The sequence below is a fragment of the Pantoea ananatis PA13 genome (assembly GCF_000233595.1).
Lineage (GTDB): Bacteria > Pseudomonadota > Gammaproteobacteria > Enterobacterales > Enterobacteriaceae > Pantoea > Pantoea ananatis.
The window spans coordinates 133,143-160,082 of record NC_017553.1 but is presented as its reverse complement, the minus strand read 5'-3'; the positions used below and the strand labels follow the sequence as shown (position 1 = coordinate 160,082).

26 protein-coding genes are annotated in these 26,940 nt (G+C 54.4%); 7 read left to right on the top strand and 19 right to left on the bottom strand.

The features are described 5' to 3' along the window. Positions 1-10 precede the first annotated feature (10 nt). Positions 11-2,068, top strand: a complete 2,058-nt coding sequence (locus PAGR_RS22210; protein ID WP_013027882.1) for a putative bifunctional diguanylate cyclase/phosphodiesterase — start codon at positions 11-13, stop codon at positions 2,066-2,068. Positions 2,069-2,250: 182 nt separating this feature from the next. On the opposite strand, the gene PAGR_RS22205 is transcribed toward PAGR_RS22210, so the two are convergent. The 16 genes from PAGR_RS22205 to rutA form a co-directional block, all read right to left on the bottom strand. After that, a complete protein-coding gene (locus tag PAGR_RS22205; RefSeq protein WP_014333158.1) occupies positions 2,251-3,168 on the bottom strand; it encodes a LysR family transcriptional regulator in 918 nt (305 codons plus the stop codon). A 474-nt stretch (positions 3,169-3,642) separates the two neighbouring features. Then, positions 3,643-4,467 carry a M55 family metallopeptidase gene (locus PAGR_RS22195; RefSeq protein WP_013027880.1) on the bottom strand — a complete coding sequence of 275 codons (825 nt, stop codon included), beginning with the start codon at positions 4,465-4,467 and terminating at the stop codon, positions 3,643-3,645. Beyond that, positions 4,464-5,507 carry a DmpA family aminopeptidase gene (locus PAGR_RS22190; RefSeq protein ID WP_014604637.1) on the bottom strand — a complete coding sequence of 348 codons (1,044 nt, stop codon included), beginning with the start codon at positions 5,505-5,507 and terminating at the stop codon, positions 4,464-4,466. Before PAGR_RS22190 ends, PAGR_RS22195 begins: the two co-directional genes overlap by 4 nt. A 2-nt stretch (positions 5,508-5,509) precedes the next feature. Beyond that, entirely contained in the window at positions 5,510-6,394 is an 885-nt protein-coding gene (locus PAGR_RS22185) for an ABC transporter permease subunit (protein ID WP_013027878.1), read from the bottom strand. Beyond that, on the bottom strand, positions 6,391-7,323 hold the full coding sequence (locus tag PAGR_RS22180; protein ID WP_013027877.1) for an ABC transporter permease: 933 nt from the start codon (positions 7,321-7,323) through the stop codon (positions 6,391-6,393). The genes PAGR_RS22185 and PAGR_RS22180 overlap by 4 nt, the downstream gene beginning before the upstream one ends. 83 nt (positions 7,324-7,406) lie before the next feature. Next, positions 7,407-8,948, bottom strand: coding sequence for a glutathione ABC transporter substrate-binding protein (locus PAGR_RS22175; protein WP_013027876.1), 1,542 nt, complete (start codon positions 8,946-8,948; stop codon positions 7,407-7,409). A gap of 21 nt (positions 8,949-8,969) precedes the next feature. Further along, entirely contained in the window at positions 8,970-10,835 is a 1,866-nt protein-coding gene (locus PAGR_RS22170; RefSeq protein WP_013027875.1) for an ABC transporter ATP-binding protein, read from the bottom strand. A 15-nt stretch (positions 10,836-10,850) separates the two neighbouring features. Beyond that, a complete protein-coding gene (gene dgcA / locus PAGR_RS22165) occupies positions 10,851-11,816 on the bottom strand; it encodes an N-acetyl-D-Glu racemase DgcA (RefSeq protein WP_014333152.1) in 966 nt (321 codons plus the stop codon). A gap of 1 nt (position 11,817) precedes the next feature. Then, complete coding sequence (dgcN, locus tag PAGR_RS22160) at positions 11,818-12,825, bottom strand: N-acetyltransferase DgcN (RefSeq protein ID WP_014333151.1); 1,008 nt, start codon at positions 12,823-12,825, stop codon at positions 11,818-11,820. Between the two features lie 297 nt (positions 12,826-13,122). Further along, positions 13,123-14,469: a pyrimidine utilization transport protein G gene (gene rutG, locus PAGR_RS22155; protein WP_013027872.1), complete on the bottom strand. Its 1,347-nt coding sequence runs from the start codon at positions 14,467-14,469 to the stop codon at positions 13,123-13,125. A 33-nt stretch (positions 14,470-14,502) separates the two neighbouring features. After that, complete coding sequence (rutF, locus tag PAGR_RS22150) at positions 14,503-15,018, bottom strand: NADH-dependent FMN reductase RutF (protein ID WP_372585213.1); 516 nt, start codon at positions 15,016-15,018, stop codon at positions 14,503-14,505. 69 nt (positions 15,019-15,087) lie between these two features. After that, on the bottom strand, positions 15,088-15,678 hold the full coding sequence (locus PAGR_RS22145) for a malonic semialdehyde reductase (protein WP_014604635.1): 591 nt from the start codon (positions 15,676-15,678) through the stop codon (positions 15,088-15,090). Further along, positions 15,675-16,502, bottom strand: coding sequence for a pyrimidine utilization protein D (rutD, locus tag PAGR_RS22140; RefSeq protein WP_014604634.1), 828 nt, complete (start codon positions 16,500-16,502; stop codon positions 15,675-15,677). The genes PAGR_RS22145 and rutD overlap by 4 nt, the downstream gene beginning before the upstream one ends. A gap of 35 nt (positions 16,503-16,537) precedes the next feature. Continuing rightward, positions 16,538-16,924 (bottom strand): pyrimidine utilization protein C, encoded by a 387-nt coding sequence (gene rutC / locus PAGR_RS22135; RefSeq protein WP_013027868.1) that lies wholly within the window; start codon positions 16,922-16,924, stop codon positions 16,538-16,540. Between the two features lie 25 nt (positions 16,925-16,949). Continuing rightward, a complete protein-coding gene (rutB, locus tag PAGR_RS22130; protein WP_014598332.1) occupies positions 16,950-17,699 on the bottom strand; it encodes a pyrimidine utilization protein B in 750 nt (249 codons plus the stop codon). After that, positions 17,699-18,790 carry a pyrimidine utilization protein A gene (gene rutA / locus PAGR_RS22125; protein ID WP_014604632.1) on the bottom strand — a complete coding sequence of 364 codons (1,092 nt, stop codon included), beginning with the start codon at positions 18,788-18,790 and terminating at the stop codon, positions 17,699-17,701. The genes rutB and rutA overlap by 1 nt, the downstream gene beginning before the upstream one ends. 398 nt (positions 18,791-19,188) lie before the next feature. Here rutA and rutR point away from each other — a divergent pair, with 398 nt between their 5' ends. Then, the gene (rutR, locus tag PAGR_RS22120; protein ID WP_014598333.1) at positions 19,189-19,878 is read left to right on the top strand and encodes an HTH-type transcriptional regulator RutR; all 690 of its coding nucleotides are present in this window, start codon (positions 19,189-19,191) and stop codon (positions 19,876-19,878) included. A 74-nt stretch (positions 19,879-19,952) separates the two neighbouring features. Here the strand turns inward: rutR and PAGR_RS22115 are convergent, their stop codons facing one another. Together PAGR_RS22115 and PAGR_RS23435 are read right to left on the bottom strand one after the other, a co-directional pair. Beyond that, positions 19,953-20,648 (bottom strand): hypothetical protein, encoded by a 696-nt coding sequence (locus PAGR_RS22115; protein WP_014598334.1) that lies wholly within the window; start codon positions 20,646-20,648, stop codon positions 19,953-19,955. Positions 20,649-20,801: 153 nt separating this feature from the next. Next, positions 20,802-21,026 carry a KTSC domain-containing protein gene (locus PAGR_RS23435; RefSeq protein WP_013027863.1) on the bottom strand — a complete coding sequence of 75 codons (225 nt, stop codon included), beginning with the start codon at positions 21,024-21,026 and terminating at the stop codon, positions 20,802-20,804. A gap of 385 nt (positions 21,027-21,411) precedes the next feature. Here PAGR_RS23435 and PAGR_RS22110 point away from each other — a divergent pair, with 385 nt between their 5' ends. The 4 genes from PAGR_RS22110 (at position 21,412) to PAGR_RS22095 (ending at position 25,978) form a co-directional block, all read left to right on the top strand. Further along, on the top strand, positions 21,412-21,855 hold the full coding sequence (locus tag PAGR_RS22110) for an Xre family toxin-antitoxin system antitoxin (RefSeq protein WP_014598335.1): 444 nt from the start codon (positions 21,412-21,414) through the stop codon (positions 21,853-21,855). Next, positions 21,852-22,319 carry an RES family NAD+ phosphorylase gene (locus PAGR_RS22105; protein WP_013027861.1) on the top strand — a complete coding sequence of 156 codons (468 nt, stop codon included), beginning with the start codon at positions 21,852-21,854 and terminating at the stop codon, positions 22,317-22,319. Before PAGR_RS22110 ends, PAGR_RS22105 begins: the two co-directional genes overlap by 4 nt. Positions 22,320-22,963: 644 nt before the next feature. Then, complete coding sequence (gene fliD / locus PAGR_RS22100; protein ID WP_014604629.1) at positions 22,964-24,358, top strand: flagellar filament capping protein FliD; 1,395 nt, start codon at positions 22,964-22,966, stop codon at positions 24,356-24,358. A 684-nt stretch (positions 24,359-25,042) separates the two neighbouring features. After that, positions 25,043-25,978: a flagellin N-terminal helical domain-containing protein gene (locus PAGR_RS22095; RefSeq protein ID WP_013027859.1), complete on the top strand. Its 936-nt coding sequence runs from the start codon at positions 25,043-25,045 to the stop codon at positions 25,976-25,978. Between the two features lie 61 nt (positions 25,979-26,039). Here PAGR_RS22095 and PAGR_RS22090 read toward each other — a convergent pair whose 3' ends face one another. After that, positions 26,040-26,612: an NADPH-dependent FMN reductase gene (locus PAGR_RS22090; protein WP_044042698.1), complete on the bottom strand. Its 573-nt coding sequence runs from the start codon at positions 26,610-26,612 to the stop codon at positions 26,040-26,042. 87 nt (positions 26,613-26,699) lie between these two features. Between PAGR_RS22090 and PAGR_RS23430 the strand changes: the two genes are divergently transcribed. Next, complete coding sequence (locus tag PAGR_RS23430; RefSeq protein ID WP_013027857.1) at positions 26,700-26,933, top strand: putative hemolysin; 234 nt, start codon at positions 26,700-26,702, stop codon at positions 26,931-26,933. Positions 26,934-26,940: the final 7 nt, after the last annotated feature.

Below are 26,940 nucleotides of genomic sequence, written 5' to 3'. Positions count from 1 at the left end.
GGATAGCCACATGAAATCCGTAACCAATGACCAACTGGGGGCCGCCGTGGCCAGAACGTCTCTTTGTGCGATATATCTGCTGTCTTCCACCGGAGAAGTGATGAGCTGGAATCTTGGATGCCGTGAGATCAAGGGATGGGATAGCCGCGATATCCGAGGGCAGCATATTTCGGTTTTTTATGATGAAGATGAGCAGGCCAGGAATATCCCTGAGGCCAACCTGAGGGAGGCCCGTGAGCGCGGCAAGTTCACAGGAGAGGGCTGGCGCCTGCGCAAAAACGGCAGCGCGTTTCGGGCATCAGTTGAAATAGAATTTCTCAATCCGTCCGATGAAGATAATGCGGCCTTTATCAAAATCGTGCGGGACGTTTCACAAGGCTATCAGGAAAGGGCGGCGCTCCGCATCGCTCAAAAAGTTATCCTGAAAAGGGAAACCGAGTTATCAGACACAAATAAGGTGCTCGACGCCGTATTCAGCCACACGCCCTGCGCGCTCATCCTGTGTGACGTTGCATCGGGAGACATCATACGCGCGAACCCGACGGCCATGAATTTGTCCTGTCTGCAAGAACGAGTACGCAGTGGGAATACCCGAACCGCCCTGCCTGCGGGCCTGCCAGACAATCTCGCGGCTGTGTTCAGGCAGGCATTTGACCTCCTTCCCGACCAGGGCTTTAGTGAAACGGTTTCTTCGGGCGATAATGAGCCGGAATTTTCACTACGGATTTCCGCCGAAAGGCTGAATTCGGGCGGCGGAGATGACTATCTCCTGTATACCATACTGGACGTCACGGCAGAGTATCAAGCTGCGGTCAGAGCGAACCATCTGGCCCTTCATGATCCGCTGACAGGGCTTCTCAACCGCCGTGGCCTGATGCCTGAGCTTGAAACGCTTCTGGACGGTGACGAACCCTTTGCGGTCATGGTGTCTGACATAGACCGGTTTAAAAGCGTCAACGACGTTCTGGGTCACGCGGCGGGCGATACCTTGCTCATTGAGGTTTCAGCACGGCTGCTGTCAGTCCTGCGCCCGGGCGACATTCTGGCCCGCACGGGCGGTGACGAGTTCGTTGCCGTTTTGCCCGGCATTAGCTCGGCAGAAGACGCAAGCGAAACAGCATCGCGCCTGACGATGGTCCTGAAGGAGCCCTTCATGCTGAAAGGGCGGAAAGTCACCTCGGGTTGCAGCTTCGGGGTTTGCCTCTTTCCGGGCTATGCGCGAGATGCCGAAAGCATGTTATCGGCAGCCGATATCGCCCTCTACGCTGCCAAGTCAGCCGGGCGCAAAGGCTGGGTAATTTTTACCGATGAGCTAGCCAGTTCGGCGGCAGAGCGCTTTAGCCTGGAAAATGACCTGCGTGGTGCGCTGGAGAACGGTGAGCTGCAGATTTTTTACCAGCCCGTCGTCTGCAGCATCAGTGAGGAAGTGGTTTCCTATGAAGCCCTGCTGCGCTGGAATCATCCTGTAAGGGGAAATGTTTCGCCTGACGTGTTCATCCCGCTTGCTGAAAAAACCGGGCTTATTCATGATATTGGCGCATTCGCGCTTGAGCGAGCCTGCAACGATATGGCGGAGTGGTCAGGGCACGAACGCGTGGCAGTTAATATCTCGCCCCGTCAGTTTCGTGATCCACAGCTGGCCAACAGGGTGAAAACGGTTCTTATTGAGAGTGGGCTGCACCCAAACCGGCTGGAGCTCGAAATCACCGAGTCGGCGCTGTTCGACAACCCCGAAGGCAGTTACGAAATGATTCGCAGGTTCAGGGATACCGGAATTCATATCGTACTGGATGATTTTGGTACGGGCTTTTCTTCACTGAACCACCTCAGTTCCGGACTGTTCAGCAGGATAAAAATAGACAGGTCGTTTATCAACGATCTGCACCTGGACTCCGGAGCGGCAGCCATCGTCAGCTCCGTTCTTTCACTCTGCCGTCAACTCCAGGTTGAAGTGACCGCAGAGGGCGTGGAAACGCCTGCACAGGCGGAGTGGCTAAAGACGAATGAATGTCCGTTACTGCAGGGATACCTCTTTGGCAGGCCGGGCCCTTGCTGGATTCAGAAGTAAAGTGTGTGCCCTTCTCAGTCCCTGCCGGAACAACTGACGGGGACAGAAAGCGCCGGATGTCTTTAAAAGAAATAAGTATCCATGACTGCACCGGGACGACCAGAACAGGTTTCAAAAGGCAAAACAGTGACGCAAACCTTTGCCGATAGCAGGTGTACCACCAGATTCACCAGAAGCCGTTTTTAGCTTGCTTTCTCAACCAGAAACTGTGCTTCGCACTGTCGGGCAATCTCCCACAGCCTGTTACGTATTACCTGCTTAAGTTGCAGAGTGGACTGTGACTGGGGTTTATCACGACGGCTGATCAGCATCACTTCAAACGGCAACGGTTGCGCGACGGGGAGCAATTTTAGCTGGTCGGCATAGCGGCATGCCGTGAACAGATCCACGACGCCCACGCCGCCGCCTGCCAGGACCATATCCGCAATCACCGAATAGGTTTTAATCGACAGTGACACAGCGGGATTCAGCTTTTTATCGCGCAGCGCGCGGTGTAATACGCGCCCAAGCGGATCCTGGGTCTGCATCATCAGCAGATTATTGCTGCATAACCATTCCAGCGAAACGGGTTCATGCTGGGGATGATTGAGCGGCAGCAGCGCCACCATGGAAGACTGGAACAGCGGTTCAGCCAAAAGGTCTGCATCCACCTGTTGACCAAACACCAGGGCGAAATCAAGCTGATTTTCCAGAATCATTTGGCACAAAGTCTTGAAGTGCTCCGTGACCAGTTCGACACTGACCGAGGCCACCTGTTGTCGCCAGGTGACCAATGCGGGTGCCAGCACCATTTGACCGAACGCGTGAGCCGCACCCACGCGGACTATCTGCCCTTCGCCGCGTCGAAGTTGTTCGGTGAGTTGAGTAATGGATTGCAAACGTTGATAAAGATCTTCTACTTCGGGCAGCAGGCGTCGCCCTTCCGCCGTGACGCTCATTCCCTGTATCCGTCGCTCAAACAGTGCAAAACCCAATTGCTGTTCCGCATGATTCAGCACGCGGCTGATATTCGGCTGGGACACATTCAGCAAGCGCGCTGCAGCGCTGATGCTACCGGTCTGTACGATGGCCTGAAATACCTCTATGTGACGGAGCCGCATTATTATTCACCTTAACTGGATTCACCTGACCGCAGGCCGTTGTCACCACCCTTTTACAGCAGTGCCTGCATGAGACTGCCAACACCGCAACTTTACGGGAAAGCCTGCAACCGCTTTCCGGCAGAGCCCAAACCCCAGGTTATTACATGGCAATCCCTGCTCTCTTGCAAAATTTGTACCGTAAAGCTGACGGTGGCTGAGTCGCCGACCTTCATCTGGCTATCGGTATGAGTCGATGACTGCGTCTGAAGAGAGGAGATGAAATGGGCTCTGCCGCGCTGGTTTTTGCACCTCCGGGCCGGACAGAATGGAAACGCTGTCAGGACAGGCGTTCGCCCCATCGTGGTGCAACGGAAGCGACATCGCTGGATGGCCAGCCGCGCGGCTGGCCGATGGGTAGTCCTGTATGGCAGCGGTGTTTCAGGGCAGCAGAACAGGCGCGCTAACGTTGCCGCTGCCGATACGCACATCCTCTTATGACGATTGGGTACTCGCCAGATAGGAAAAGGCACTGAGCAAGCCGATCAACGTCCCCATCCGCTCCGCCTGATACTCCACGGTAACCGCATCGATGCGCGTGACACCGGGAATCAGGCTAAACAGATCGGCCAGCACGGGTTTGCTGGCCTGGAGCTGCATGCGATAAGGCGCGGCCAGGCGAGTCGTGCTTGCCTGATGTGAATGCTGCAGTGCGGCGCTTGCCGCGGCGCATATTGCGCGCTGTGCCGCTTTGGGGCTGATGGATTCCGCGCAGGTATGGGAAATGGCGCGTTTTACACAGACGTAATCAACCGTGGGATAATATTCTGCTATCCAGCTCTGGAGCTGATCGTCGCCGGTGACCAACAACAGAGGCGTACCCTGTTCAGCGGCAGCGGCGGCATAAATGTCGGTTTCCCCCATCACAAGGCCATTGATATGGATACGCCAGAATGCGCGGCCGTTAATGGTGTGCGCCAGTACGCCAGGTTCGCCTGCTGCGCTGTGATAGCCCACCAGAAATAATCCGTCGAACGTCTGCTGCTCGATCCCTTCAACCATCGACAGACCGCGAGGTTTACCCTGCACCAGTCGGGCGCGTGGATCAATATTTTCCGCACGTAAATTGGTCATTTGCGCATGGCTGTCGGCGACCACCACCTCCGTTGCGCCCCCCGCGAACGCGCCCTCAATCGCGGCATTGACTTCCTGTTCCATCAGCCCCCGGGCCATCTGATATTCCGGGTTGCCTGGTGTGCAGTGCTCCGGGCGCATGACGCCCGCGATACCTTCAATATCGGCAGAGATAAAAATTTTCATGCGGTTAATTTGTCCAGAATCTGAGTCAGTGAGGGCCGATGGTGACCACGAAAGCCGGTGACGGCCTCCGCGCTCAACAAGGCATCCAGAACAGCCTGTTCGGTTGCATCTGCCGCGGCGGCAAGCAGCGGCTCCAGCTGGTCATCCTGAGGCGGTTGCGGCAGGGGTTGCGTTGAGAACGCCACGGCAATATCACCTGAACCGTGGCCCCAGTAGCTGCCCAGCCGTCCAAGGCCGGCGCCGGCACGCCGGGCAATGCGTTTCAACTGACGCGCATCCAGTGGCGCATCCGTGGCCATCACGATGATGACAGAGCCGGCATCACGCTGCGGCGGTTGCCCGGCCAGCAGCGGCGCTATCATGTCGCCGAGTCGCACACCGTCAAGCGTTAGTGCGCTTAGCGAACCAAAATTTGCCAGCACCAGCACCCCGAGCGTGGCGTTGAGCGAGGGAATAACACGAGAAGCCGTGCCGATCCCGCCCTTCAGGCTAAAACAGCTCATCCCGCGCCCTGCCCCGACGCTGCCGCGTGCAAAATCGGCGGCGGCCGTGCGCAATGCCGCCTGCGCCATCGCCTCGCTGATGGACAACGACTGGATATCATTAAGCCAGCCATCGTTGCACTCCAGTGCCAACGGATTTACCGTGGGCAAGGTCCGTCCCAGCTCCGGATTACGACGGATGGCATCCCGGACCAGCGTGGTAAACAGCGTGCCCACCGCCAGCGTGTTGCTGAGCAGAATCGGCGTCTGTAACACGCCAAGCTCCTCGACCTGTACCAGCCCGACCGGTTTTGCAAAGCCATTGAGGACTTCCGCGCCACACGGCAGCGGCGTGAGAAACACATTGTCGCCCGGCGGAACGATAGCGGTGACGCCAGTCTGCCTTTCTCCATCATTCAGCGTGTAATGTCCGACGCGCACGCCGGCAACATCGCTGATTCGATTGCCGGGCCCGCAAGCGCCGCGCGGCTGTCCCAACGTACGCGCGTGACGCCAGTGGTTTAGCAGCAGATCGCGCTGCAATTGTTGAAAATCCATGGTCAGCTCTTCAGTTTCGGGTCGAGCGTATCGCGCAGCGCGTCGCCGAGCAGGTTGAACGCCAGCACCGTGATAAAAATCGCCAGCCCCGGAAACACGCTCATGTGCCATGCGCCAGCCATCATCATGCTCCGGCTCATCGCCAGAATATTACCCCATTCAGGCACATCCGGCTCCGGCCCCAGGCCAATAAAGCTTAAGCCCGCTGCGGTGAGAATACTGGTGCCGATGCGCATAGTGAAGTAGACAATCACGCTGGAAAGCGTACCGGGCAAAATATGTCGCAGGATAATGATGCGATCGGGTGCACCGGCACAGCGAACGGCTTCCACATAGGCGGCCTGTCTCAATGACAGCGTCGAGGCGCGCACAATACGGGCAAAAACGGGTACGCTGAACACCGCGACCGCGATGATCACATTGTTCAGGCCGGTTCCAAGTAGCGCGACAACCGCAATGGCCAGTAACATGCCGGGAAAAGCGAATAACACGTCGGCGCCGCGCATGATCAGCATATCGACCCAGCCGCCGTAATAGCCTGCCAGTAAACCCAACACCACACCGACAATCATGCCGAGCGTTACGGACAGCACGCCGACATAGAGCGAGATACGCGCGCCATAGATAATGCGACTGAGCAGATCACGCCCCAGCTCGTCGGTTCCCATCCAGTGTGCCGCGCTGGGCGGTGACGACAACGCCATCCAGTCTGGTGCCATCGGATCCCAGGGGGCCAGCCAGGGCGCAAAGATCGCCACCACGATCAACAACAGTACAAATCCGCCTGAGACCAGCGCCAGAGGATTACGCACAAAGGCATGCAGGAAATCGCGCCACGGCGAACGGATGACCTGAGGCGGGTTTTCAGTCAGCGATTGAATACTCATCTCGGCTCCTGTCGCAGACGAATCGCCGGATTGACGACCGCGTAAAGCAGATCGACCAGCAGATTAATGACAATAAATTCAAACACGAACAGCATCACCAGCGCCTGAATAACCGGCTGATCCTGCGCTTTTATCGACTCAATCAACAACCAGCCTAATCCCGGCCAGTTGAAGACGCTCTCCACGACGATGGAGCCGCCCAGCAGAAAACCGAACTGCAAACCGAGCATGGTAATCACCGGAATGAGTGCATTACGCATCACATGTTTCCACGTCACGAGGCGGTTACGCAGTCCTTTGGCTTTGGCGGTCCGCACGTAATCTTCCTGCGCCACCTCCAGGAAGGCTGAGCGGGTAAACCGAGCCATCACTGCCGCCACTGACGAACCCAGCGTGATGGCGGGCAGGACAATATCACTGGCTTTGTTGAAACCGCTGACTGAGAACAGCCCAAAAGGCATCGCGACGAACTGGATCAGCAACAGACCCAGCCAGAAAGCAGGCATTGAGATACCGCCCACCGCCATGCTCATCAGCGTCCAGTCTTGCCATTTTCCTCGCTTCAGTGCCGCGAGAACGCCAAGTACGAGGCCGAGAATCACGGACCAGGCAAACCCCGCTAAGGCGAGCCAAAGCGTTGGCATGAAGCCCTGTTTAATCACCTGCAGCACCGGTTGCTGGGTGCGGTAGGTGGTGCCAAGATCGCCGTGTAACAGGCTATCGATCCAGTGGACGTACTGCTGTGGCAGCGAATCGTTAAGCCCAAGGTGCTGACGCGCCGCTTCAACCGCCTCAATGGGCGCATCCGGTCCAGCATAGATGCGCGCCGGGTCGCCCGGCAGCAGCTTGATAAAACCGAAAACCAGCAGCGAGACCACCAGCAAAACCGGGATCATCTCCAGTAATCGGCGAAGGATGTATGCAAACATGCCATTCCTTGAAATGCACTGTGACGGGTGCCCTCACGTCCTTTTGCCCTGCAAGGGAAAGGGACGTGAGAGCAATCCGCGTCTTATTTAAACGACGCCTGAGTGAAGAGCAAATTGCCATCAGGCAGCATGGAAACACCATTCAGGGTGCGGCGTTTGCCAACGAGATTGTCTGGCGTACCAAGGAATGCCACCGGTGCATCCTGCCATATGAGTTTCTGTGCTTGCGCATAGGCGATACCACGCTTTGCCGGATCGGCCGTTGCCAGCCCGGCGGCAATGGCTTTGTCTACATCAGGATTGCTGAAATAGGAGACATTGTAGGAGGTGGGCACCCAGGATTCGGTGGCAAACAGCGGACGCAGCGCCCAGTCGGCATCGCCTGTGGACGTCGACCAGCCACCATAGTACAGATCAAATTCCGCCTTTTTCGGGTCCTGTACGCCCCATAACTTAGCGTTGCGCGTGCCGGAATCCATCGGAGTTACTGTGGCTCGAATGCCCACCGTGCCCAGCTGCGCTTTCAGTACCTGAGCGGCGCGCACGCTGGCCGTTGCATTCGTAACCCAGAGTTTGAGATCCAGACCATTCGGATAGCCCGCCGCTTTCAGCAGCGCTTTGGCTTTATCCGGCGCATAGTGATAATCAGGATCGTTTTGTTTCTGATAAAACTGGACACCTTCGGGCATGGCGGATGTGGCAGGTTTACCTAAACCGGCAAAAGCCACCTTCAGCCACAGATTACGGTCAATCGCATAGTTGATTGCCTGACGCACGCGAACATCTGCCAGTGGCTTGTGCTGCGTATTAATCGCCATGTAATAAAGATAAATGCTGGGATCGCGCTGAACAGAGAGGTTGCTGTCTTGCTTCACGGCAGCAATCAGATCTGAAGGCAATGGCCAGATTGCGTCAACCTGACCTGACTTCAACGCGGCTACGCGTGTTGCATCTTCCGGGCTGGGTGAGAAGATAACATGATCGACTTTTGGCCATCCCTGCTGCCAGTAACCGTCATACTTCGCCAGCGTGACCGCTTTGCCCGGTGTCCAGTCAACAAATTTAAACGGACCGGTACCCACCGGATGCAACCGGAGTTGGGCTTCGTCTGGATATTGCTTGAGAATGGACGGGCTCCACATCACTGCGGAAGGATGTGCCAGCGTGTTAATAAAGGCACCAAACGACTGGTTAAGATCGATTTTTACCTGATCGGGTGCCAGCACCGTAACCTTATCGATCATTTTGTACAGGCTGTTACGCTTTAGCCCTTTTTTCTGGTCTGCCAGGCGATCAAGGTTGGCTTTGACGGCTTCCGCATCAAAAGGTGTGCCATCCTGGAAGGTGACGCCTTTGCGCAACGTCAGCGTAAACTCCGTTGCATTTTCATTTGAGGTATAACCGGTGGCCAGCCAGGGCTGGAGCTTCATGTGTGGATCGAACTGAAACAGTCGTTCAAAGATACCACTCTGCACCGAATAGCTGACATTGTCTGAGGTATCGTGCGGATCCAGCCCCGTAATATCGGCATACATTGAAATACGCAGATCCTGTGCCTGTGCAGTCATGACCAGCGTCGTCGTCAATGCGAGGGCGAGTGAAGTACGGCGAAACAGCGTTTTCATAAAAATCTCCTGGTCGTTGAATTATCGCAATGCAATGCCGTCAGCGACCCAGTGCTGAGGCGCAACCTGTCGATAACGGGGTTTAGTGACCGTTTCGCCCACTTTTCTTAACGGCGAAGGGATTTCGCTGTCATCGATAATACGGGGCTGACGGTTCTCGGGATCCGCCACCGGCACGGAGGCCAGCAGGCGTTGGGTATAAGGATGTTGCGGCTGATTAAATACCGACTGACGCGGCCCAAGCTCCACAATCTGGCCGAGGTACATCACCGCCACACGGTTGGCAATGCGCTCGACGACCGCCATATCGTGAGAGATGAAAATCCACGCCACGCCCGTTTGCTGCTGCAGATCCATCATCAGGTTCACCACCTGCGCCTGAATGGAGACGTCAAGGGCCGATACCGCTTCATCAGCAATAATCACTTTGGGCTTCAGGGCCATGGCGCGGGCAATGGCAATACGCTGGCGCTGACCACCTGAAAATTCATGTGGATACCGACGCGCGTGCTCGGGCAGCAGACCAACGCTCTTCAGCAACGCATCTATCTGTGGCGAAGCCTGTTCCAGTGAGGACACCATGCCATGTAACAGCAAGGGCTCGGCAATGGTGAAACCCACGGTAAGCCGAGGGTTCAGTGAGGCGTAGGGATCCTGAAACACCATCTGAATTTCACGGCGGAGCGGCTGGAATGCTGCCTCTTTCAGGTGAGAGATTTCTTTCCCTTCGAAGTGAATGCTTTCGGCGTCACTGTTGATCAGGCGCATCAGCGCACGGCCGGTCGTCGATTTGCCGCAGCCGCTTTCGCCCACGATCGCCAGGGTTTCACCTGGCCACAGACTGAAATCAATCTGCTCAACCGCATGGACATGATGCGTGAGCGTCGAAAAGATGCCGCTGCGGATGGGATAGTAGACTTTCAACCCACGCACATCGAGCAACGGCGCGGTGTCGTAGCGCGCGGTATGCTGTTCATTTTCGACGGTATTCTGTGTGCCGAGCAGCGGAAAGCGTTGCGGCCACGCATATTCGCGCATGTCGCCCAGTCTCGGCACCGCCGCCAGCAAAGCCTGGGTATAAGGGTGCTGCGGGGCTGCAAAAACCGCTGCGACGCTGCCCTGTTCGACGACTTCGCCACGCAGCATGACCACGACACGATCGGCGATTTCAGCCACGACGCCCATATCGTGAGTGATAAACAGCACCGCCATCTGTTTCTCGCGTTGCAGCTCACGCAGAATGTGCAGAATGCGCGCCTGCACGGTAACATCCAGCGCCGTTGTAGGTTCGTCAGCAATCAGAAGTTGCGGATCACAGGCCAGCGCCTGCGCAATCATCACCCGCTGGCGCATACCGCCTGAGAGCGCGTGCGGATAGCTTTTCATGACACGATCCACATCGGCAATACGCACCTGTCGAAGCAATTCACGCACGCGCGCATGCGCTTCTTTCTTGTCGCACTGTTGATGATCGCGTAACGCTTCAGTGAGCTGGTCATCGACGCGCAGCACCGGATTCAGCGAGGTCATGGGCTCCTGAAAGATCATCGCCATTTCACGACCACGCAACGTGCGGCGCTGATTTTCATCCAGTGTTTCCAGCGCATGTACTTTTCCGCCACGATCGCGAAACTGCATGCTGCCGCGATCGATACGGCCGCTGTTCGCCAGTAAGCCCATTACGGCCAAAGAAGTGACTGATTTCCCTGAGCCACTCTCACCCACTACGGCGACAATTTCGCCCGGATTAATGGCAAAACTGATGCCTTTTAGTGCCTGATTCTCGCCGCTGCGCCCACGAAATGAGACGCTGAGATCCCGAATATCAAGCACGGGTGATGAACCGGCGGCACTGTTGGCAGAAGAAGTGAGTCGTGTGTCCGTCATCGTCGCCTCGTAGAGTTATAGCCAGATACGGCCTTCGGAGTAGGTCAAAAAAGGAGAACTGTCGGCAGCAAGCCAGATAGGGCCATCTAAATCGACGTGCTCTGCGTTAACCGCCACCGGCAATGCGGCTTCCATCGCCAGTGATGAGCCCAGCATGCAGCCGACCATGATGCGCATATTCTGCTTTTGTGCTTCTTCTACCATCGCCAGCGCTTCCGTCAGGCCACCGCACTTATCCAGCTTGATGTTGATCATCTCGTAGCGGTTCCGCAGTCCGGCAATATCCTCGCGCGTATGGCAACTCTCATCAGCACAAACGGGAACCGGATGATGAAAACGTTGCAGGTCCTGATCCTGACCGGCGGGAAGCGGTTGCTCGACCATAGCAATGTTATAGCCCTGAAGTGCGGCCAGCAGGCTTTCCAGGTCCATTCCCGACCAGGCCTCATTAGCGTCGATAATCAGCGTGGCGCGCGGTGCCGCAGCGCGAATGGCCGCCACCTTTTCCAGAACCGCATCACGATTGAGCTTAATTTTGAGCAGGATGGCGCCACGCGATACGGCATCCGCCGCCGCCAGCGCCATATTTTCCAGCGTATCGAGGCTGAGGGTTTCCGCCGTGATCACCGAGCGTGGCTGAGGACGTGCACTTTTCTGCCATAGCGTTTGACTGGCGCGGGCGGCATCCAGTCGCCACAGCGCACAGTCCAGCACGTTGCGCGCGGAACCGGCGGGTAAGCGGTGTTGCAGATCATGACGGCTCAGGCCGGCTTCAACGTCAGCGCGCACTGCCTCAAGCTCGGCCTGAACGCTGTCTGGCGTTTCATCGTAGCGCGCCGTGGGCGTACATTCGCCTCGCCCAATGAAACCGTTTTGCTCCAGCGTGACCCGGATAACCGTGACGGCGGTACGCGTACCGCGCGAAATAGCAAAGGGCCGTGCCAGCGGCAGTTCCACCACGTCAATCTGCAACTGTCTCATTTCACCCCCGCGCCTGAAGCAGTGCGGCGATCTCGTCGATGCCAAAACGCACAGGATCCGTAGCCGGTAAACCAAACTCTGCGCTGACTTCGGCGCAATAGGCGCGCGCTTCGTCTTCCGTGTAATTTGAGGTGTTAATGGCAAACCCCGCCAGCTGGACGGACGCGCTGGTCACCTGGGCAGCGCGCAGATTGGCTTCAACGCAGTCTTTCAGGCTGACCATTGGCTGATGAGGTAAATGGCGCATATGGGGGCGCCCCATTTCATGGCACATCACCAACCAGTGAGGTTGCGCACCGTGCATGAGCCCCATACTGACGCCTGCGTAAGAGGGGTGGAACAGTGACCCCTGCCCTTCAACGATGTCCCAATGATCCTCATCATTCGCGGGTGATAGCGCTTCGGCCGCACCGGCAATAAAATCCGCGATGACCGCATCCACGGCAATCCCTTCACCCGCCACCAGAATCCCTGTCTGACCTGTAGCGCGAAAATCCGCTTTCATTCCGCGCTCACGCATCGCCGCTTCCAGCGCCAGTGAGGTGTACATCTTGCCCACGGAGCAGTCAGTGCCAACAGTCAGTATCCGTTTGCCTGTCCGCTTCTTACCACTGCCAACGCTCAGCGTCGGACGCATATGGCGTAAGTCAAAAAGCTCAACACCAAACGTCTGGGCAAGCGTCACCAGTTCGGGCTCGTCCACCAGACGGTGATGCAGTCCGCTGGCAACGTTCATGCCTGCTTTGATGGCACTTTTCACCGTATCCAGCCAGTGTTCTGGCAGATAGCCCCCTGCGTTAGCAGTACCGAGCACCAGCGTTTTCGCGCCGCGTGCTTTGGCGCTGATGATGTCAAGTTCATCCAGACCCAGGCTGACAGTACAGCCCGGGAGTTTAATTTCGCCCACGCACTGCTCCGGCCGCCAGATATGAATACCGCGCGCCGTTTTCGCCGCGAGTGGATCGGTGACATCGCCAAGAAAAAGTAAATAGGGTTGTGGAATTAGCATGATATTTCTCGTTTCAGACAAAGGTAAGTTTCTGAACCCACTATTTCATGCGCTTCAAAAGGTGACGAATGCTTGTTTAGTTGGAGGATATAACCGCAGGCTATAGTCAGATGAAAAGGTTATGGCACCCACGTTAATTCAGGGATCAGGGCGAAAATCAGTTCAGTTTGCGGGGGAATTCATAGGAAAAGATAATATGTCAGGCGCGCAAAGGCGGTGAAAAATGCCTGGTTAGTGTTATGCAACGATCACCAGGCACCCTTAACACCCACTGACGACAGACGAAGCAATAAAAGGTTACGGCTCTCTCAGCGCCGCTTCTGTGGCTGCCTCAATCTCAGCCGGCGTCTTTGCCATTTTGCTGCGGCTCAGGAAAGCATTGAGTAAAATCGCCCCAAAGGTCGCGGTGCCGATGCCGCCCATGCTGAAGCCGCCCAGGCTCAGGGTGAAGTTGCCCGCGCCCAGTACCAGCGTAACTGCCACCATGATGAGATTGCCATTCAGGCCCAAATCAACGTGGTTTTGTACCCAAATGCGGGCGCCAGCTACGGCAATCAAGCCAAATACCACGATGGATGCTCCACCGAGCACCGGGCCAGGAATGGTGTGGATCAAGGCACCAAATTTAGGCGAAAAACCCAACACAATGGCCATGATTGCGGCGGCGACAAAAATCAGCGTGGAGTAAATTTTAGTGACGGCCATGACGCCGATATTTTCGGCATAGGTTGTCACGCCGGTGCCGCCCGCCGAAGCCGAAAGCAAGGTCGCCAGGCCATCCCCGATAAAGGCGCGGCCCATGTAGGGATCGAGATTTTTACCGGTCATCCCCGCCACGGCTTTAATATGGCCAAGGTTTTCCGCAACCAGGATCACCGCCACCGGCGCAATCATCAGCATAGCGTGCGTGCTGAATACCGGCGTAGTGACGGTGGGCACGCCGAACCAGGGCGCCTGCGCCACGGCGCTGAAATTCACCGGCGTGCCCAGCCCGAGGCCGTTGGTGATCGCCATATAAATCAGGTACGCCGCCACCAGACCCAGCAACAGTAACAGTCGCTGTACCAGACCGCGTGTAAACACCGCCACCGATCCGATACACAGCACCGTCATCACCGCCATCCAGCTGTCAAACGATGAAGCGGATACGCTGTTTATGGCAATCGGCGCCAGATTGAGTCCAATCGCCATCACTACCGCGCCGGTCACCACCGGCGGCATCAGGCGCTCAATCCAGCGCGTGCCGACCGCCATGACGACAAAACCGATCAGCATGTAAATCAGGCCACAGGCGATAATCCCGCCCAGCGCGACGCCGATATTCGGGTTCGTGCCGTGGCCGCTGTAGCCGGTCACGGCAATCACTAACCCGACAAATGCAGCACTGGAACCGAGATAACTCGGCACGCGCCCGCCTACGACCAGGAAGAACAGCAGCGTGCCGATGCCCGACATCAGGATCGCCATATTGGCGTCAAACCCCATCAGCAATGGCATGAGTACCGTGGCGCCAAACATCGCCACCGTGTGTTGCAGTCCCATGATCACCGTCGCGCCAAACGGTAGCCGTTCATCCGGCGCGATCACCGCGCCATCCAGATTACCTTCTCTTTTACGCCATTGCGGAAACCAGGAATGTGCCATGTACGATCCTTACTAAGTTGAATGCGGATTGAGTTAACAGGCTATCTGACGCATCAGCGGATGATAGCGTCGGTCGAAATACGCCAGTCCGTGGCAGTCATCGTTGCAACGGAGTGCAACAACTTCACAAAACATAATATCGTGGGTACCGACCCGGGTGATCTGCGTGACCTTGCAGTCAAATGACACCAGCGCGTTAGTGAGGATCGGGGAGCCGGTGGCGAGATCTGTCCATTCGGCGGCGTCGAAGCGTTGTTCCATCGGCGTTTTTCCGCCGAATAAATTAGAAAGTGATTCGTGGCTGTCGGCCAGCGTGTTTACGCACAGCACCTGATTTTGTATAAACGCCGGATGTACCGACGCAGAACGGTTCAGGCACACCAGCAGTGTCGGTGGCGTATCGGTGACGCTGCACACAGCAGAGGCGGTGAAACCTGCCCGACCGCCGGAGCCGTCAGTGGTGATGATATTGACGGCAGAGCCGAGGCGCGCCATGGCATTGCGGTATTCCTGTTTCTCAACGGCAGCTTCTTTTTCAGCAAGGGGCATGTCGGTCGCGGGCAGTGTGGCGTTCAGGGTTGATTGCATGCTCGTGTCCTCAGTCATGATCGGTGATGCTTACAGCACGCGACAGGCGCGGTCAAAGTCCAGGCGCGGTGCGCGCGGATAGACTTTGCTGCTGTCGCCGTAACCAATGTTAATCAGAAAATTCGATTTCCAGCCTTCTTGCGCCAGAAAGGTTTCATCAACTTTGGCATTGTCGAAACCGGACATCGGTCCGGTATCCAGGCCGATCGCGCGACAGGCCATAATCAGATACGCAGCCTGTAAACTGCTGTTGCGGAACGCGGTATCCTGTGCCAGCTGTGTGCTGGAGGTGAACCATGAACGGGCATCGCCGGACGGAAACAGTTCAGGCAGCAGCTCATAGAATTCCGGATCCCAGGCAATAATCGCCGTCACCGGAGCGGTCATCGTTTTCTTCAGATTGCCACTGGAAAGTGCCGGCGCCAGTTGTTGTTTCGCTTCCTGGCTCTGAATAAATACGATGCGCACCGGGCTGCAGTTCGCCGAGGTCGGCCCCATGCGCGCCAGTTCGTAAATCGTTTTGAGTTGTTCGCCTGTTACCGGTTTATTCAGCCAGCCGTTATGGGTGCGGGCTTCGGTGAACAACGTGGCCAGCGCGCTGGCGGTTAATGCTTCGGTCATGGCATCTCCACAGGTATGAAATCAGACGGTGTTCCGGATGGATGCGAAGCCTGCCGCTGCAGCCAGTCCAGTAAAATCGGGTTAAACGTATCGGGGTCCGTTACGCTCATGGCATGTCCGCCGTAGCCCATTTGCAGGTGCTCGCCATGGGGAAGACGCGAGGCGAGATCGGCTGAACAGGACCAGGGCACCAGCAAATCATCTTTAGCGCTCAACGCCAGGGTCGGCGCGATGACGCCTTTGAGCGAGGTGGTCAGATCGGAGTCCATCAGCGCCTGCAGGCGATGCAGCAGGTTTTCCATCCCCTGAAAGTTCGTCACCTGATGCTGGCGCTCTTCCTGCAGGAAAGCTTCATGTTCAGAAAGCCAGTCACCCGGGTACAGAAACAGCGGCTGCGCCTGCACGTAGGCATCTACGCCGCTGTTAAGCAGCAGGTTCCGACGGACGTCGAAGCAGCGGCGCGTCTGGCTGTTAAGGACTGTCCAGCCATTAATTACCACCAGACTTTGCAGCAGCGCGGGATAACGCAGGGCAAGATGCAGACCCATAATGCCGCCCAGTGCGTGACCGACCAGATGACAGCGGCTGATATTCAGCGCGTTAAGTAAGCCTGCCAGCTCATCGGCCATATCCTCCATCCGGTAACCGGCGGGTACGCTACCCTGACTGGCGCCGGTGCCGTACTGGTCATAGACCACCACCCGAAAATGCGCCGAGAGCATCGCCAGCTGAGGCTGCCAGAATCCCCCGGAACCGCCGAGACCCGAGGAGAGCACGACGGTTTCTGCATCAGCGTTTTGCTGACCCAATACCTTGTAATACATACTGTTTCCTCAGATGAAATACATCACCGAACAGATTATTTGCCAAGGTGGGCAATCGATGCGATTTCGATCAACGCATCCGGTTTCACCAGCCCACACTGAATGCAGAACCTTGCCGGTTTTTCACCCGGGAAATACTCCGCATAGACCTGATTCACTGCCCCGTAATTCGCCCAGTCGGTGATAAAAATCGAGTTCATGGTGACGTCATCCATGCTGCCGCCTGCGGTTTCGATCACGCTTTTGATGATCTCCAGTACATGGCGGGTTTGTGCTGCCGCATCGCCCACATGTACGACGTTGTTGTCTTTATCAAAAGGCAAAGTACCGGAAACGTACAGGACCCCATCGGCAAGCGTACCGGGAACAAATGGCGCCAGCGGAACACCGCTGCCGGCTGGAATAATGGCGCGTTTAGGCATCGTTAATTGTCCTTTTCACAAGCGGTCAGGCCGCGTTTTGTTCAGTTTTGTAACCCACCGCGTCGCAGAAATGGCTTACGCTGGAGACCCAACCAAAAAACGTTTCGATGTTATAAATCGCGGCTTTTTGCGCAAACTCGGGGCCCGCCTGGTGTGTCGCGTCTTCCAGTACGACGCCAAAATATTCCAGAAAGAAGCCGTCACGCAGGGTGGATTCGACGCACACGTTGGTGGCAATGCCGGTAAAAACCAGATGATGAATGCCGTAGCTGCGCAGCAGGCTATCCAACTGGGTATTAAAGAAGCCGCTGTAGCGTGGTTTTGGCAGCACAATATCGCCTGGCTGGGGCTGCAGTTCATCGACCAGTTCGTAATCCCAGTCCCCTTTCGCCAGCAGTTTGCCCATCAGCTCGGGACGTTTGCGCATTGTTTTCAGCGCATTGGATTTATGGAAGTTGGGCGAGCCCGCGCCCCCGGCTTCGACATACTGATTGTCCCAGCCGTTCTGGAAAAAAATCACTTTTATGCCTGCCGCGCGAGCAGCGGCAATCGCCACTTTGATATTGGCAATGACCGGCGCGGTGGCAGACACGTCAAAGCCTGCCAGATCAAGATAACCGCCCTGTGAGGCGTAAGCGTTTTGCATATCCACCACAATAAGCGCCGTCTGCTGCGGGGTGAAACCAATGGCTTCAGGACGCGCGGCCAGCACCCTTTCCTCGCCAGCATTATCGGGCGCGCGGCGAACCACGGTTTGATTTTCAACAATGTTCATCATGCGACCTCTTTCTGCTCAATGCCGATGTGCTGGCGCGTTTTCATTAACGGCTGGATGTAACGACCAAAGTTTTCAATACCTTCGACGAAATCGTCAAAAGTCAGCAATACGCCGCCCGCACCGGGAACCGTATCGATCTCATCAAGCATTCTGGCGACGCTGGCCCAGGAGCCGACCAGCGTCCCCATGTTGATGTTGACCGCTGACGTGGGATCGGCCATCTGGCGAACATTGGTATCGCTGCCGGAGCGGGTATCTTTACTGCTCTGGTCGGTGAGCCATGACAGGGCTTCCGCATCAGCACCGGCTTTGTACAGCTCCCATTTGGCGCGCGCGGCCTCGTCGGTTTCATCGGCAATCACCATGAACAACACGTAAGAGGACACGTCACGGTTTTCAGCGTCAGCCGCTGTTTTCATGCGGGCTGCGGTAGGTGCAAAAGCGGTTGGCGTGTTGACGCCTTTGCCAAAGCAGAAGTTAAAATCGGCGTGTTTGGCGGAAAACGCCATGCCGGCGTCACTTTGTCCGGCGCAGATGACTTTCATTTCGCTTTGCGGGCGTGGACTGACGCGACAGTCATCCATTTTGAAAAATTCGCCGTCAAGCGTGCAGTGCCCTGTTCCCCACAGATCGCGCAGTACGCTGACATATTCGGTCAGGTAATCGTAGCGGCGGGAAAAATAGTCATCGCCAGGCCACATGCCCATTTGTTCGTATTCCGGTTTCTGCCAGCCGGTTACCACGTTCACGCCGAACCGGCCGTTGGAGATGGAGTCAATTGTGGCAGCCATGCGCGCAACGATTGCCGGTGGCATGACCAGGGTGGCGGCGGTGGCGTAGAGCTGAATGCGGGACGTTACGGCGGCCAGACCGGCCATCAACGTGAATGACTCCATGTTGTGTTCCCAGAATTCCGTTTTACCGCCGAAGCCGCGCAGTTTGATCATCGAGAGCGCGAAGTCGAAATGGTAGTGCTCTGCTTTCTGCACAATAGTTTTATTCAGTTCGAAGGTTGGCTTGTACTGCGGCGCAGTTTCTGAAATTAGCCAACCGTTGTTACCGATAGGAATAAAGACACCGATTTTCATAGCTCACCTCGATTGAAAATAATTGGGACGACAACAAGGGCTTGCGAAAATCTCTGCGCGGCTTAAGTGCGTCCTGCGGGTTCCTGTTGCACCGTGCTGAAATCTCCTGACGTAAGGACATTTGCAAAGCGGATGCCAGTTTTTAAAAAGTCATTTAAAACAGAATGTTATAGGATTATGTAGATTTATAATGGAGTAAATGGTCTAAAACAGACCATTTAATCAAAAATAACTGCACGTTAATTAGGCAGAGTTGAGCGCAAATGGTGCAGTTTTGTTAAATATTGGTTGTGCTAGGTTGTTATCAGGTTGTGTTTATAAATAACGCGTATGACGATAGTCGCCTTAATGCCTATTTGTTATGCTTTTGGCCTTGTTGTGTGTATCAGGGAAATGTTGTGAAGCCATTGTCCGAAAACCCGGGATCTGACGCCGGAGAAAACCTCGCCGCGAAAACGCCATCAAAATCTGTGACGCGACGTTCGCGAGCGGTTGCTGCCAAACGTGGCGCTATCATGGCCGCTGCACTGGAATTCTTCTCACTGTATGGCTTTCACGGCACCCGTCTTGAGCAGGTTGCTGAACGCGCGGATGTCTCGAAAACCAATCTGTTCTATTACTTTCCCTCGAAAGAAGATTTATACATTGCGGTGCTCAAAGGGCTGCTGGATATCTGGCTGGCACCGCTTAAAGCACTGCAGTCCGATCAGCATCCTCTGGAAGCAATACGGGAATATATTCGTCTGAAGCTTTGCGTCTCCCGTGACCATCCTCAGGCCTCAAGATTATTTTGTCTGGAGATGGTTCAGGGCGCACCGCTGCTGAAACAGGAGCTGGGCGGCAGCCTGAAAACGCTGGTGGAGGATAAATCGGACGTGATTCGCGGCTGGATTAAAGATGAGTTGATCGCACCCATCGATCCGATGCAGTTGATTTTTATGCTGTGGGCCACCACTCAGCATTACGCAGATTTTGGTGTGCAGGTTGAGGCGATTACCGGTAAAACACTCAGCGATCCTGTGTTTTTTGAACAAACGGTGAAGAGTGTCCAGCACATCATCACCGAAGGGATTCAGATTCGGGCGTAAAAATGGCGGGCAGAACGCTACTGTTCCAGGCCGTTTACACCACAGGCTAAACTGGCCTCGCATCTCTCCCGGCGTCATTGCCGTAATGCGTGCGCAAAAAACTTCACGCCGTCAGGCCAGGCGCCCGGGTGGCCCGCAAACGCAGTGGCTGCATTGCCGACAAGCAGGTTATGGGTTCCGGCCTGGGTGATGTAAGGCCCCTCTGCGCGCAATCTCGCCAGCGTAATTAATGAAGGTCGGACAATAACGATATGGCCAGGCCTGTGCTTATCGGGGCTTTCATAGGAAATCACGACCAGCATTCCCTGGTTAGCAAGCTGCTGTGCATGTAGTGCATCGGCCGCCCTAATCCAGCCCGCCTGACGCCCTTCCTGACTGTCGAACCAGCGTGTCTGCGCGCTTGCCAGCAATATCTGGCTGTGCTCTGGTGGCCTGAGCATATACACACCCAGCCGGGCCCCCATGGCCGCCGCAAACGCACTGCAGTGAGTATGATTGCCGGGGCCTGAATAGTCATCCGGCTTGTCAGGCTGACCGGTTTCCCAGTTGACATGATGATGATTGAGCCATAAATGCTCAACGTCCGACCGATCAAGCACGGTGAGGATCGCCTGAGCGGCAGGCGTGACGGGACCACAGCAGGGTTGCTCAGCGGAGCGCGCGGACGAGGGAATGTTTTCGGCGGCAACCGTTATTCCTGTCAGTGCAACGAGTACCACAGCCATGCGGGTGACTAAACTTAAAAAAACGCGGATAAGCGATTTTTTCATCGTTACCTCACTGCGCAGACAGAAAGATCAGCCTGCAGGGATAATACTGGCAGCCAGCAACAGGCAGACCCGAATGTGTCTGGTTATCCCTGCCACGTCAATGCCCTGAAAACGGTGACGGCGGTCAATGTTTTCAGGGCTTCAGCAATGCGCTTAGGCATCACTCTTTTGATACATGGAGAAGAAACGGTTGTCGATACTTTCGCGGAAAAAAGCGTCCTGATCGAGGGCAGCACAGAATCCCTGATAGGTATGAGCAGGCACGGCAAGCCAGCGACGGCAGGTGCCATTGCGGTATTCAAGTTCCAGTACGCCTGACGTCGGGTCGAATCCCGCACTGCGGAAAAGGGAGGAAGAATTAATATCGTGTCGTTTCATAACGGATAGTCCCTATCGGTTGAGCCCAGTACCTGCGTTTAAGAGCGGCAATATAACACAGTCATCGATAAGAGTTGCCTTGGGTAAAAATCTTGCCATATTAAAAAATGATGCCCTGCCTGTAGAAGCCACACTGACCATGGTGTACCTGTAATGACGTCCAGCTAAATGCGTCGTTCGTAGCCGTTTTTCCTTTGTTTTCAGCCACGCTTTACGTTTTCTTGTCAGCCCCGGCGCTGACCGTCAAGGCGGTATAACTTCGTTTCTCTGTCTGCAGCCAGAGAAATGATAAAACGACTTTATTTTCTTATGATGACAGTGCATCAATAACTGATTGAACGATATCACCATTTGGCTATAATAGAACAACCAAATGGAGGTGATGATGAAACAGTTCACTTTACCCGTATCCGCTGCAGAACCGGATCGTCTATGGCAATTTGCTGGCCTGAGCAGTGCTGACGGCGTGATGCTGATGGATCAAATCGATGATGGTCTGGACGGCACGGTAGCCAGTCGCATTGTCACCTGGGCGCAAATCTCTCAGGCAGAACTGCGCCGTATGACCGGCATTGCGGGCTCAACCTTCACCCGCGGCGTTAAAAGCCGCTTTACTGCGGAGCAGAGCGAACGGCTGGTGCGTTTTATTCGCGTGATGGATCGTGCGGTTGAGCTGTTTGAGGGTGATAAAGAAAAGGCACGGCAGTGGCTCAATGAGCCTGCGCGCGCCTTAGGCAATAAAAAACCGGCCGATCTGGTTGCGTCAGAAACCGGTGCTTATGAAGTGCTGAAACTCATTACCCGGCTTGAACACGGTGTGTATTCTTGAAGCTCTATCGCATGACCAAAACGCGCTATCTGGGGTCGGCCTGGAGCGGTTTTGGTGCCCGTGAAGGCGGCGGACGCTGGAACAGCGTCGGCGTATCGATGGTCTACGCTTCTGAAACTGCTTCCCTCACCATGCTGGAGACGCTTATCCATCTGCAAAGCGCCAGCGTGCTGGACTTTTTTACCCTCATGAGCATTGACGTTCCCGACAGGCTGATTGAATGGATTGATATCAAGCAACTGCCTGACGACTGGGCCGCACCGGAAGCGCCTGCAGCGCTGCGTTTATTTGGTGATGCCTGGATACAAAGCGGGGGATCGGTCGCACTGCGCGTGCCCAGTGCCCTTTCGCCCGTGGAATCGAATTATCTTCTCAATCCCGAGCATCCTGAATTCAGTGCGATCGTCAGACAGGCGGTAAACATCCCCTTCCTTTTTGACGCACGTTTTTCCCGACAGGTATAAAGCCGACGCATTAATATGCACCTCTTCACGTCGCCCTGCGCCCTGACATCGGGTTGGGCTCCGCTTTGCGATATGTGCTTCAACGTGCACCTTTGTTAACGTTTCGATCGCTGCCGTAAATGGATGTAACAATCGTAAACTTAACGCGCAGCGAAAATATTTTTTACCGGAAACAGGGAAGAATACGCAATAAAAAGCAGTCATCCACCTTTCTGGCCCGGTTGTAAACGCATTGATTAGCGACGGATATTTTCAGGATACCGCATAATTTGCATTAAGTATTTTTCCGTTTTTTGCATCAATTTGTCGTCGATCGTGGTTTAAACAGGATAAGCAGAGTGAATAACTGAGCCATGATGATTAGGAAAAATGAATTTGGCTTAAGGTGGAGGATGCTGGCTAAATGACTGATTAATCGCTGATGTGTTTGCAGACGGCACCGATGTAGATTATTCAAAAGCCAAATTAACCGCCCCGGAAGAATTTCAAATTGTTATTGCGTTAACAATTTTTTACCTCCTTAACAGAAAATTGATGGTTAAGTAATGACAATAAACCGATTTGCAACAACATTTAAAATCAGAAAAACCCCTGATTAATGCATTGTATTTTTAATTCTGGTGTCACTTCATCAGGACAAGAATATGGCAAGCATAAGCACACTTGGCGCTGGTACTAACCTCGACCTCAACACGTTATATGATAATTTACAGTCAGCTGAGCAGGCGCAACTGACACCGATTACTAATCAGCAGGCGTCTTATAATGCGCAGCTGACGGCCTGGGGCGTGGTTCAGAGTTCAATGTCGAAATTGCAAACGGCCGCCTCTGCGCTGGAAAATGCCTCGAGCATTGCCACAACCAAAGTCACCAGCTCAAATACCGCCTTTACTGCCACGCTTGCCAGCGGTGCCGCAGCCGGAAACTATTCCGTTGAGGTCGATCAGCTCGCCGCCGCGCAGTCTCTGCTTTCTAAGTCCGCCAGCAGCGAAAGTACCGATCTCGGTGACAGCAGCATGGCATCACGTACGATTACCATCAGCCAGTCTGGGCAGAAATCGCCGCTGACCGTGACCTTAAACCAGGATCAGACCAGCCTGACAGATATCCGTGATGCAATTAACAAGCAGCAAGGTAGCGTTAATGCCAGCGTGATTATGGCAAACGATAACACCTACTATTTGTCCCTGACCGCACGTGATAGTGGTACCGCGAATGCGATGACCGTCAGCACCAATGACTCGACGCTGTCACAGTATATCAGTTACAGCAGTGGCGGCAGTAATAACGGCATGACACAGCAGGTTGCTGCTCAGGATGCTCAGTTGAAGATAAACGGTTTGTCTATCACGCGCAGCAGCAACATCGTCACCGATGCGCCTGAAGGGGTCACACTGAATCTGAATAAAGTTAACAGCGGTTCCCCTGAAACCTTATCTATCGCCACGGATACCACGCCTATGGCGACGGCGATTCAGACGTACGTTGATGCCTATAATTCCCTGCAAAAAACCATTGCAGATCAGACAAATTATACACCCGTGCAGGAAGGCCAGGCGCCAAGTACCGATAATGGCGATCTGCTGGGGGATAATACGTTAATGAATATCCAGACCAGCCTGCGCAGCCAGTTTTCCGATCCTCAGGGTAGCGGAAGCATTCAGGTACTCTCACAACTCGGCATTACCCAGGACGATAAAGGTGACCTGACGGTAGACAGCACCAAGCTGAATGCCGCCTTAACCAATCAGCCTGCAGATGTTTTAAGTTTTCTGACCGGTGATGGCAAAACTACGGGGTTCGCGACGCAGGTGACCAACAGACTCAATGATATGTTAGCCAGCAACGGCACGGTATCAAACGCGACGACAGGGATTAATACCTCGCTAAAACAGTTGTCTGATCAATATAACAACGTTAATGATCAGATCACCGCGGTCATGGCGCAGTATAAAACGGAGTTCACCAATCTGAGTACGCTGGTGTCTTCAATGACGCAGACGGGGGATTACCTCTCTGCACAGTTCGCAAAAATGTAATTCTGGTTTGGCCGAAATTTTTATCTTCCGCGCTGATGGTACACCTTGCCATCAGCGCGCTGCCGTTTGATGTTGTCTTTTCCCAGACCGGTTCCCCGTTCGTCCCTTCTCTGCTTAAGCTGAACACGAGAAACCCGTTCAACATTATTACCCGTCCGCTAACCGATGTCCCCGGGCATGAGAGCCAAGGCTGAACTCCCGTCGTTTTTCATGACAAACTGGTTTTAACGCTGCCAGCAATTTTCTTGACTACGGACGTCTGTCTTTCTTGTGGGGAAATGTAAAAAAATAATTATTATCATCGTAATGCCGGATAATGATATATCTTACTTTTTAATTAGGGAGAGTTAATGTAATTTCCTTAATGAGAGGCTGTGTTACAGAAAAAACATGACTCATCATACCATGCGGCTAATAATGTAAATATTTAATCATCTGTGCTTTTTGATGATAAATGCTGTAACAAAAGGTTTTTAACCTTTAAAAAGTTATTCTTCTGATTGAAGTTTGTGTGTGCTTATAATAACTTTTTTCTGAGTTTTTTCTGTATTTACAACTTCACCGCCCTGTAAAAAAAACCATTCACTAATTAATCTTAACTGGCGTCTTTTCATTAAAGTTTGGCGTAGTAAGCTCGATAATAATAAGGCGTAAATAATACGTTTCTATAAGAAGGAATTTACCATGTCAGTGATCAACACAAACGTTCTGTCGTTAATTACTCAAAACAACCTGAATAAGTCACAGTCATCATTGGGTACGGCTATCGAGCGCCTGTCATCAGGCCTGCGTATCAACAGCGCCAAAGATGACGCGGCCGGTGAAGCGATTGCTAACCGTTTCACATCGAATATTGACGGCCTGACGGTTGCCGCACGTAACGCCAATGACGGTATTTCATTGTCTCAGACGGCTGAAGGTGCACTGGATGAAATAAACAACAACCTGCAGCGTGTCCGTGACCTGACTGTTCAGGCTCAGAACAGCTCCAACTCAGCATCTGATATTGACTCAATCCAGGCTGAAGTTAACCAGCGTATGCAGGAGATTGACCGCGATACCAAGCAGACAGATTTCAACGGTCTTAAAGTCCTCAACACAGGATCGGGTAGCAGCACTTACAATTTCCAGGTCGGTGCGCAGGATGGCCAGACTATCGGTATCACTCTGAGTTCCAGTGACAGCTTCGATCTTGCTGCGGCCGGTAACGCCTCGTCAGGCACCGTGCAGAATACCAGCGTGACCACTGGCCAGACAGTTAACGGAACCGCCCGTAGCACTGCGGCTATTGGTTTTGACGTGCTGAAGGGTGCCGTAACCGGCGGTAGTGGTGGCACCGCATCAGGCAGCACCCCACTGGCGGATATCGATAAAGCCATCAAGGCCGTCGACAGTCAGCGCAGCCTGCTGGGTGCATCTCAGAACCGCTTTGAGTCTACAATCAGTAACCTGAATAACACCGTGACTAACCTGACTGCAGCACGAAGCCGTATCCAGGATGCGGACTATGCGACGGAAGTGTCGAACATGTCACGCGCGCAGATTCTGCAGCAGGCGGGCTCGTCGGTACTGGCCCAGGCCAATCAGGTACCTCAGACTATGCTGTCTTTACTTCGTTAATCGACAATTTAAGAACCACGCTTTTTGCAGAGCGTGGTTCTTCTCAGAGGATTAACTTAAATCACCTCTCGCTTACCCTGCGAATAAAATCACTGAACGCGGCTAACTGTTTTGCCAGATGTTCCAGCGTGCCCTGCTCAATCACCTTCCCGGCCTGCTCATCGACTTTATTCTGGATCGCCCCACCCATAAATTCCGGCTTGTTCAGCACCATGGCATCGAGAAATACCAGAATCTGACGCAGGTGATACTGACAACGTGCTCCACCAATAGCGCCCATGGAGCTGGTTTGAATCGCCACCGGTTTTCCCGCCAAAGGTTGATTCGGTACGCGAGATAACCAGTCAATGGCATTCTTTAAACCGCCAGGCACGGAGTAGTTATATTCGGGTGTGACGATAATAACGCCATCAGCCTCGCGAATACGTGCAGCCAGCGTGTCAACCGTGGCGGGGAATCCCTCTTCTTGCTGAAGATCCGCATCGTACAGTGGAATATCCCGAATGGATGGCAGTGCATCTATGGTCATCCCCTCTGGCGCCAGCTGTGGGAGTGCACGCGCGATCATGGCGTTGTACGAGCCTTGCCTCAGGCTTCCCAGCAGCGTGACGATTTTTAACGGTTTGTCAGACATCATCCTTCTCCTTTTGAGTGGCTATAATGATTTACCCGATAAATCCGGATAGCATGTGAATGCGCTCTTCAACAACAAGCAGGTTATATGAGAACCTTTTTACCGATTTTACTCTCTCTGCTGCTCTCTGGCTGTCTGTCCTCACCCTCACCGCGTGAAACATCGACATCACAGCTGGCTAATCCTGCATCCCAACATTGCCTTGCTGTCGGCGGCAAAATTGACAGCGTGAAAACAGCGGCTGGCGAAGAGGGATACTGTACCTTGCCTTCGGGAGAGCGCATAGATGAGTGGGCATTGTACCGCCGCAATACCCCGTAAAACCGGA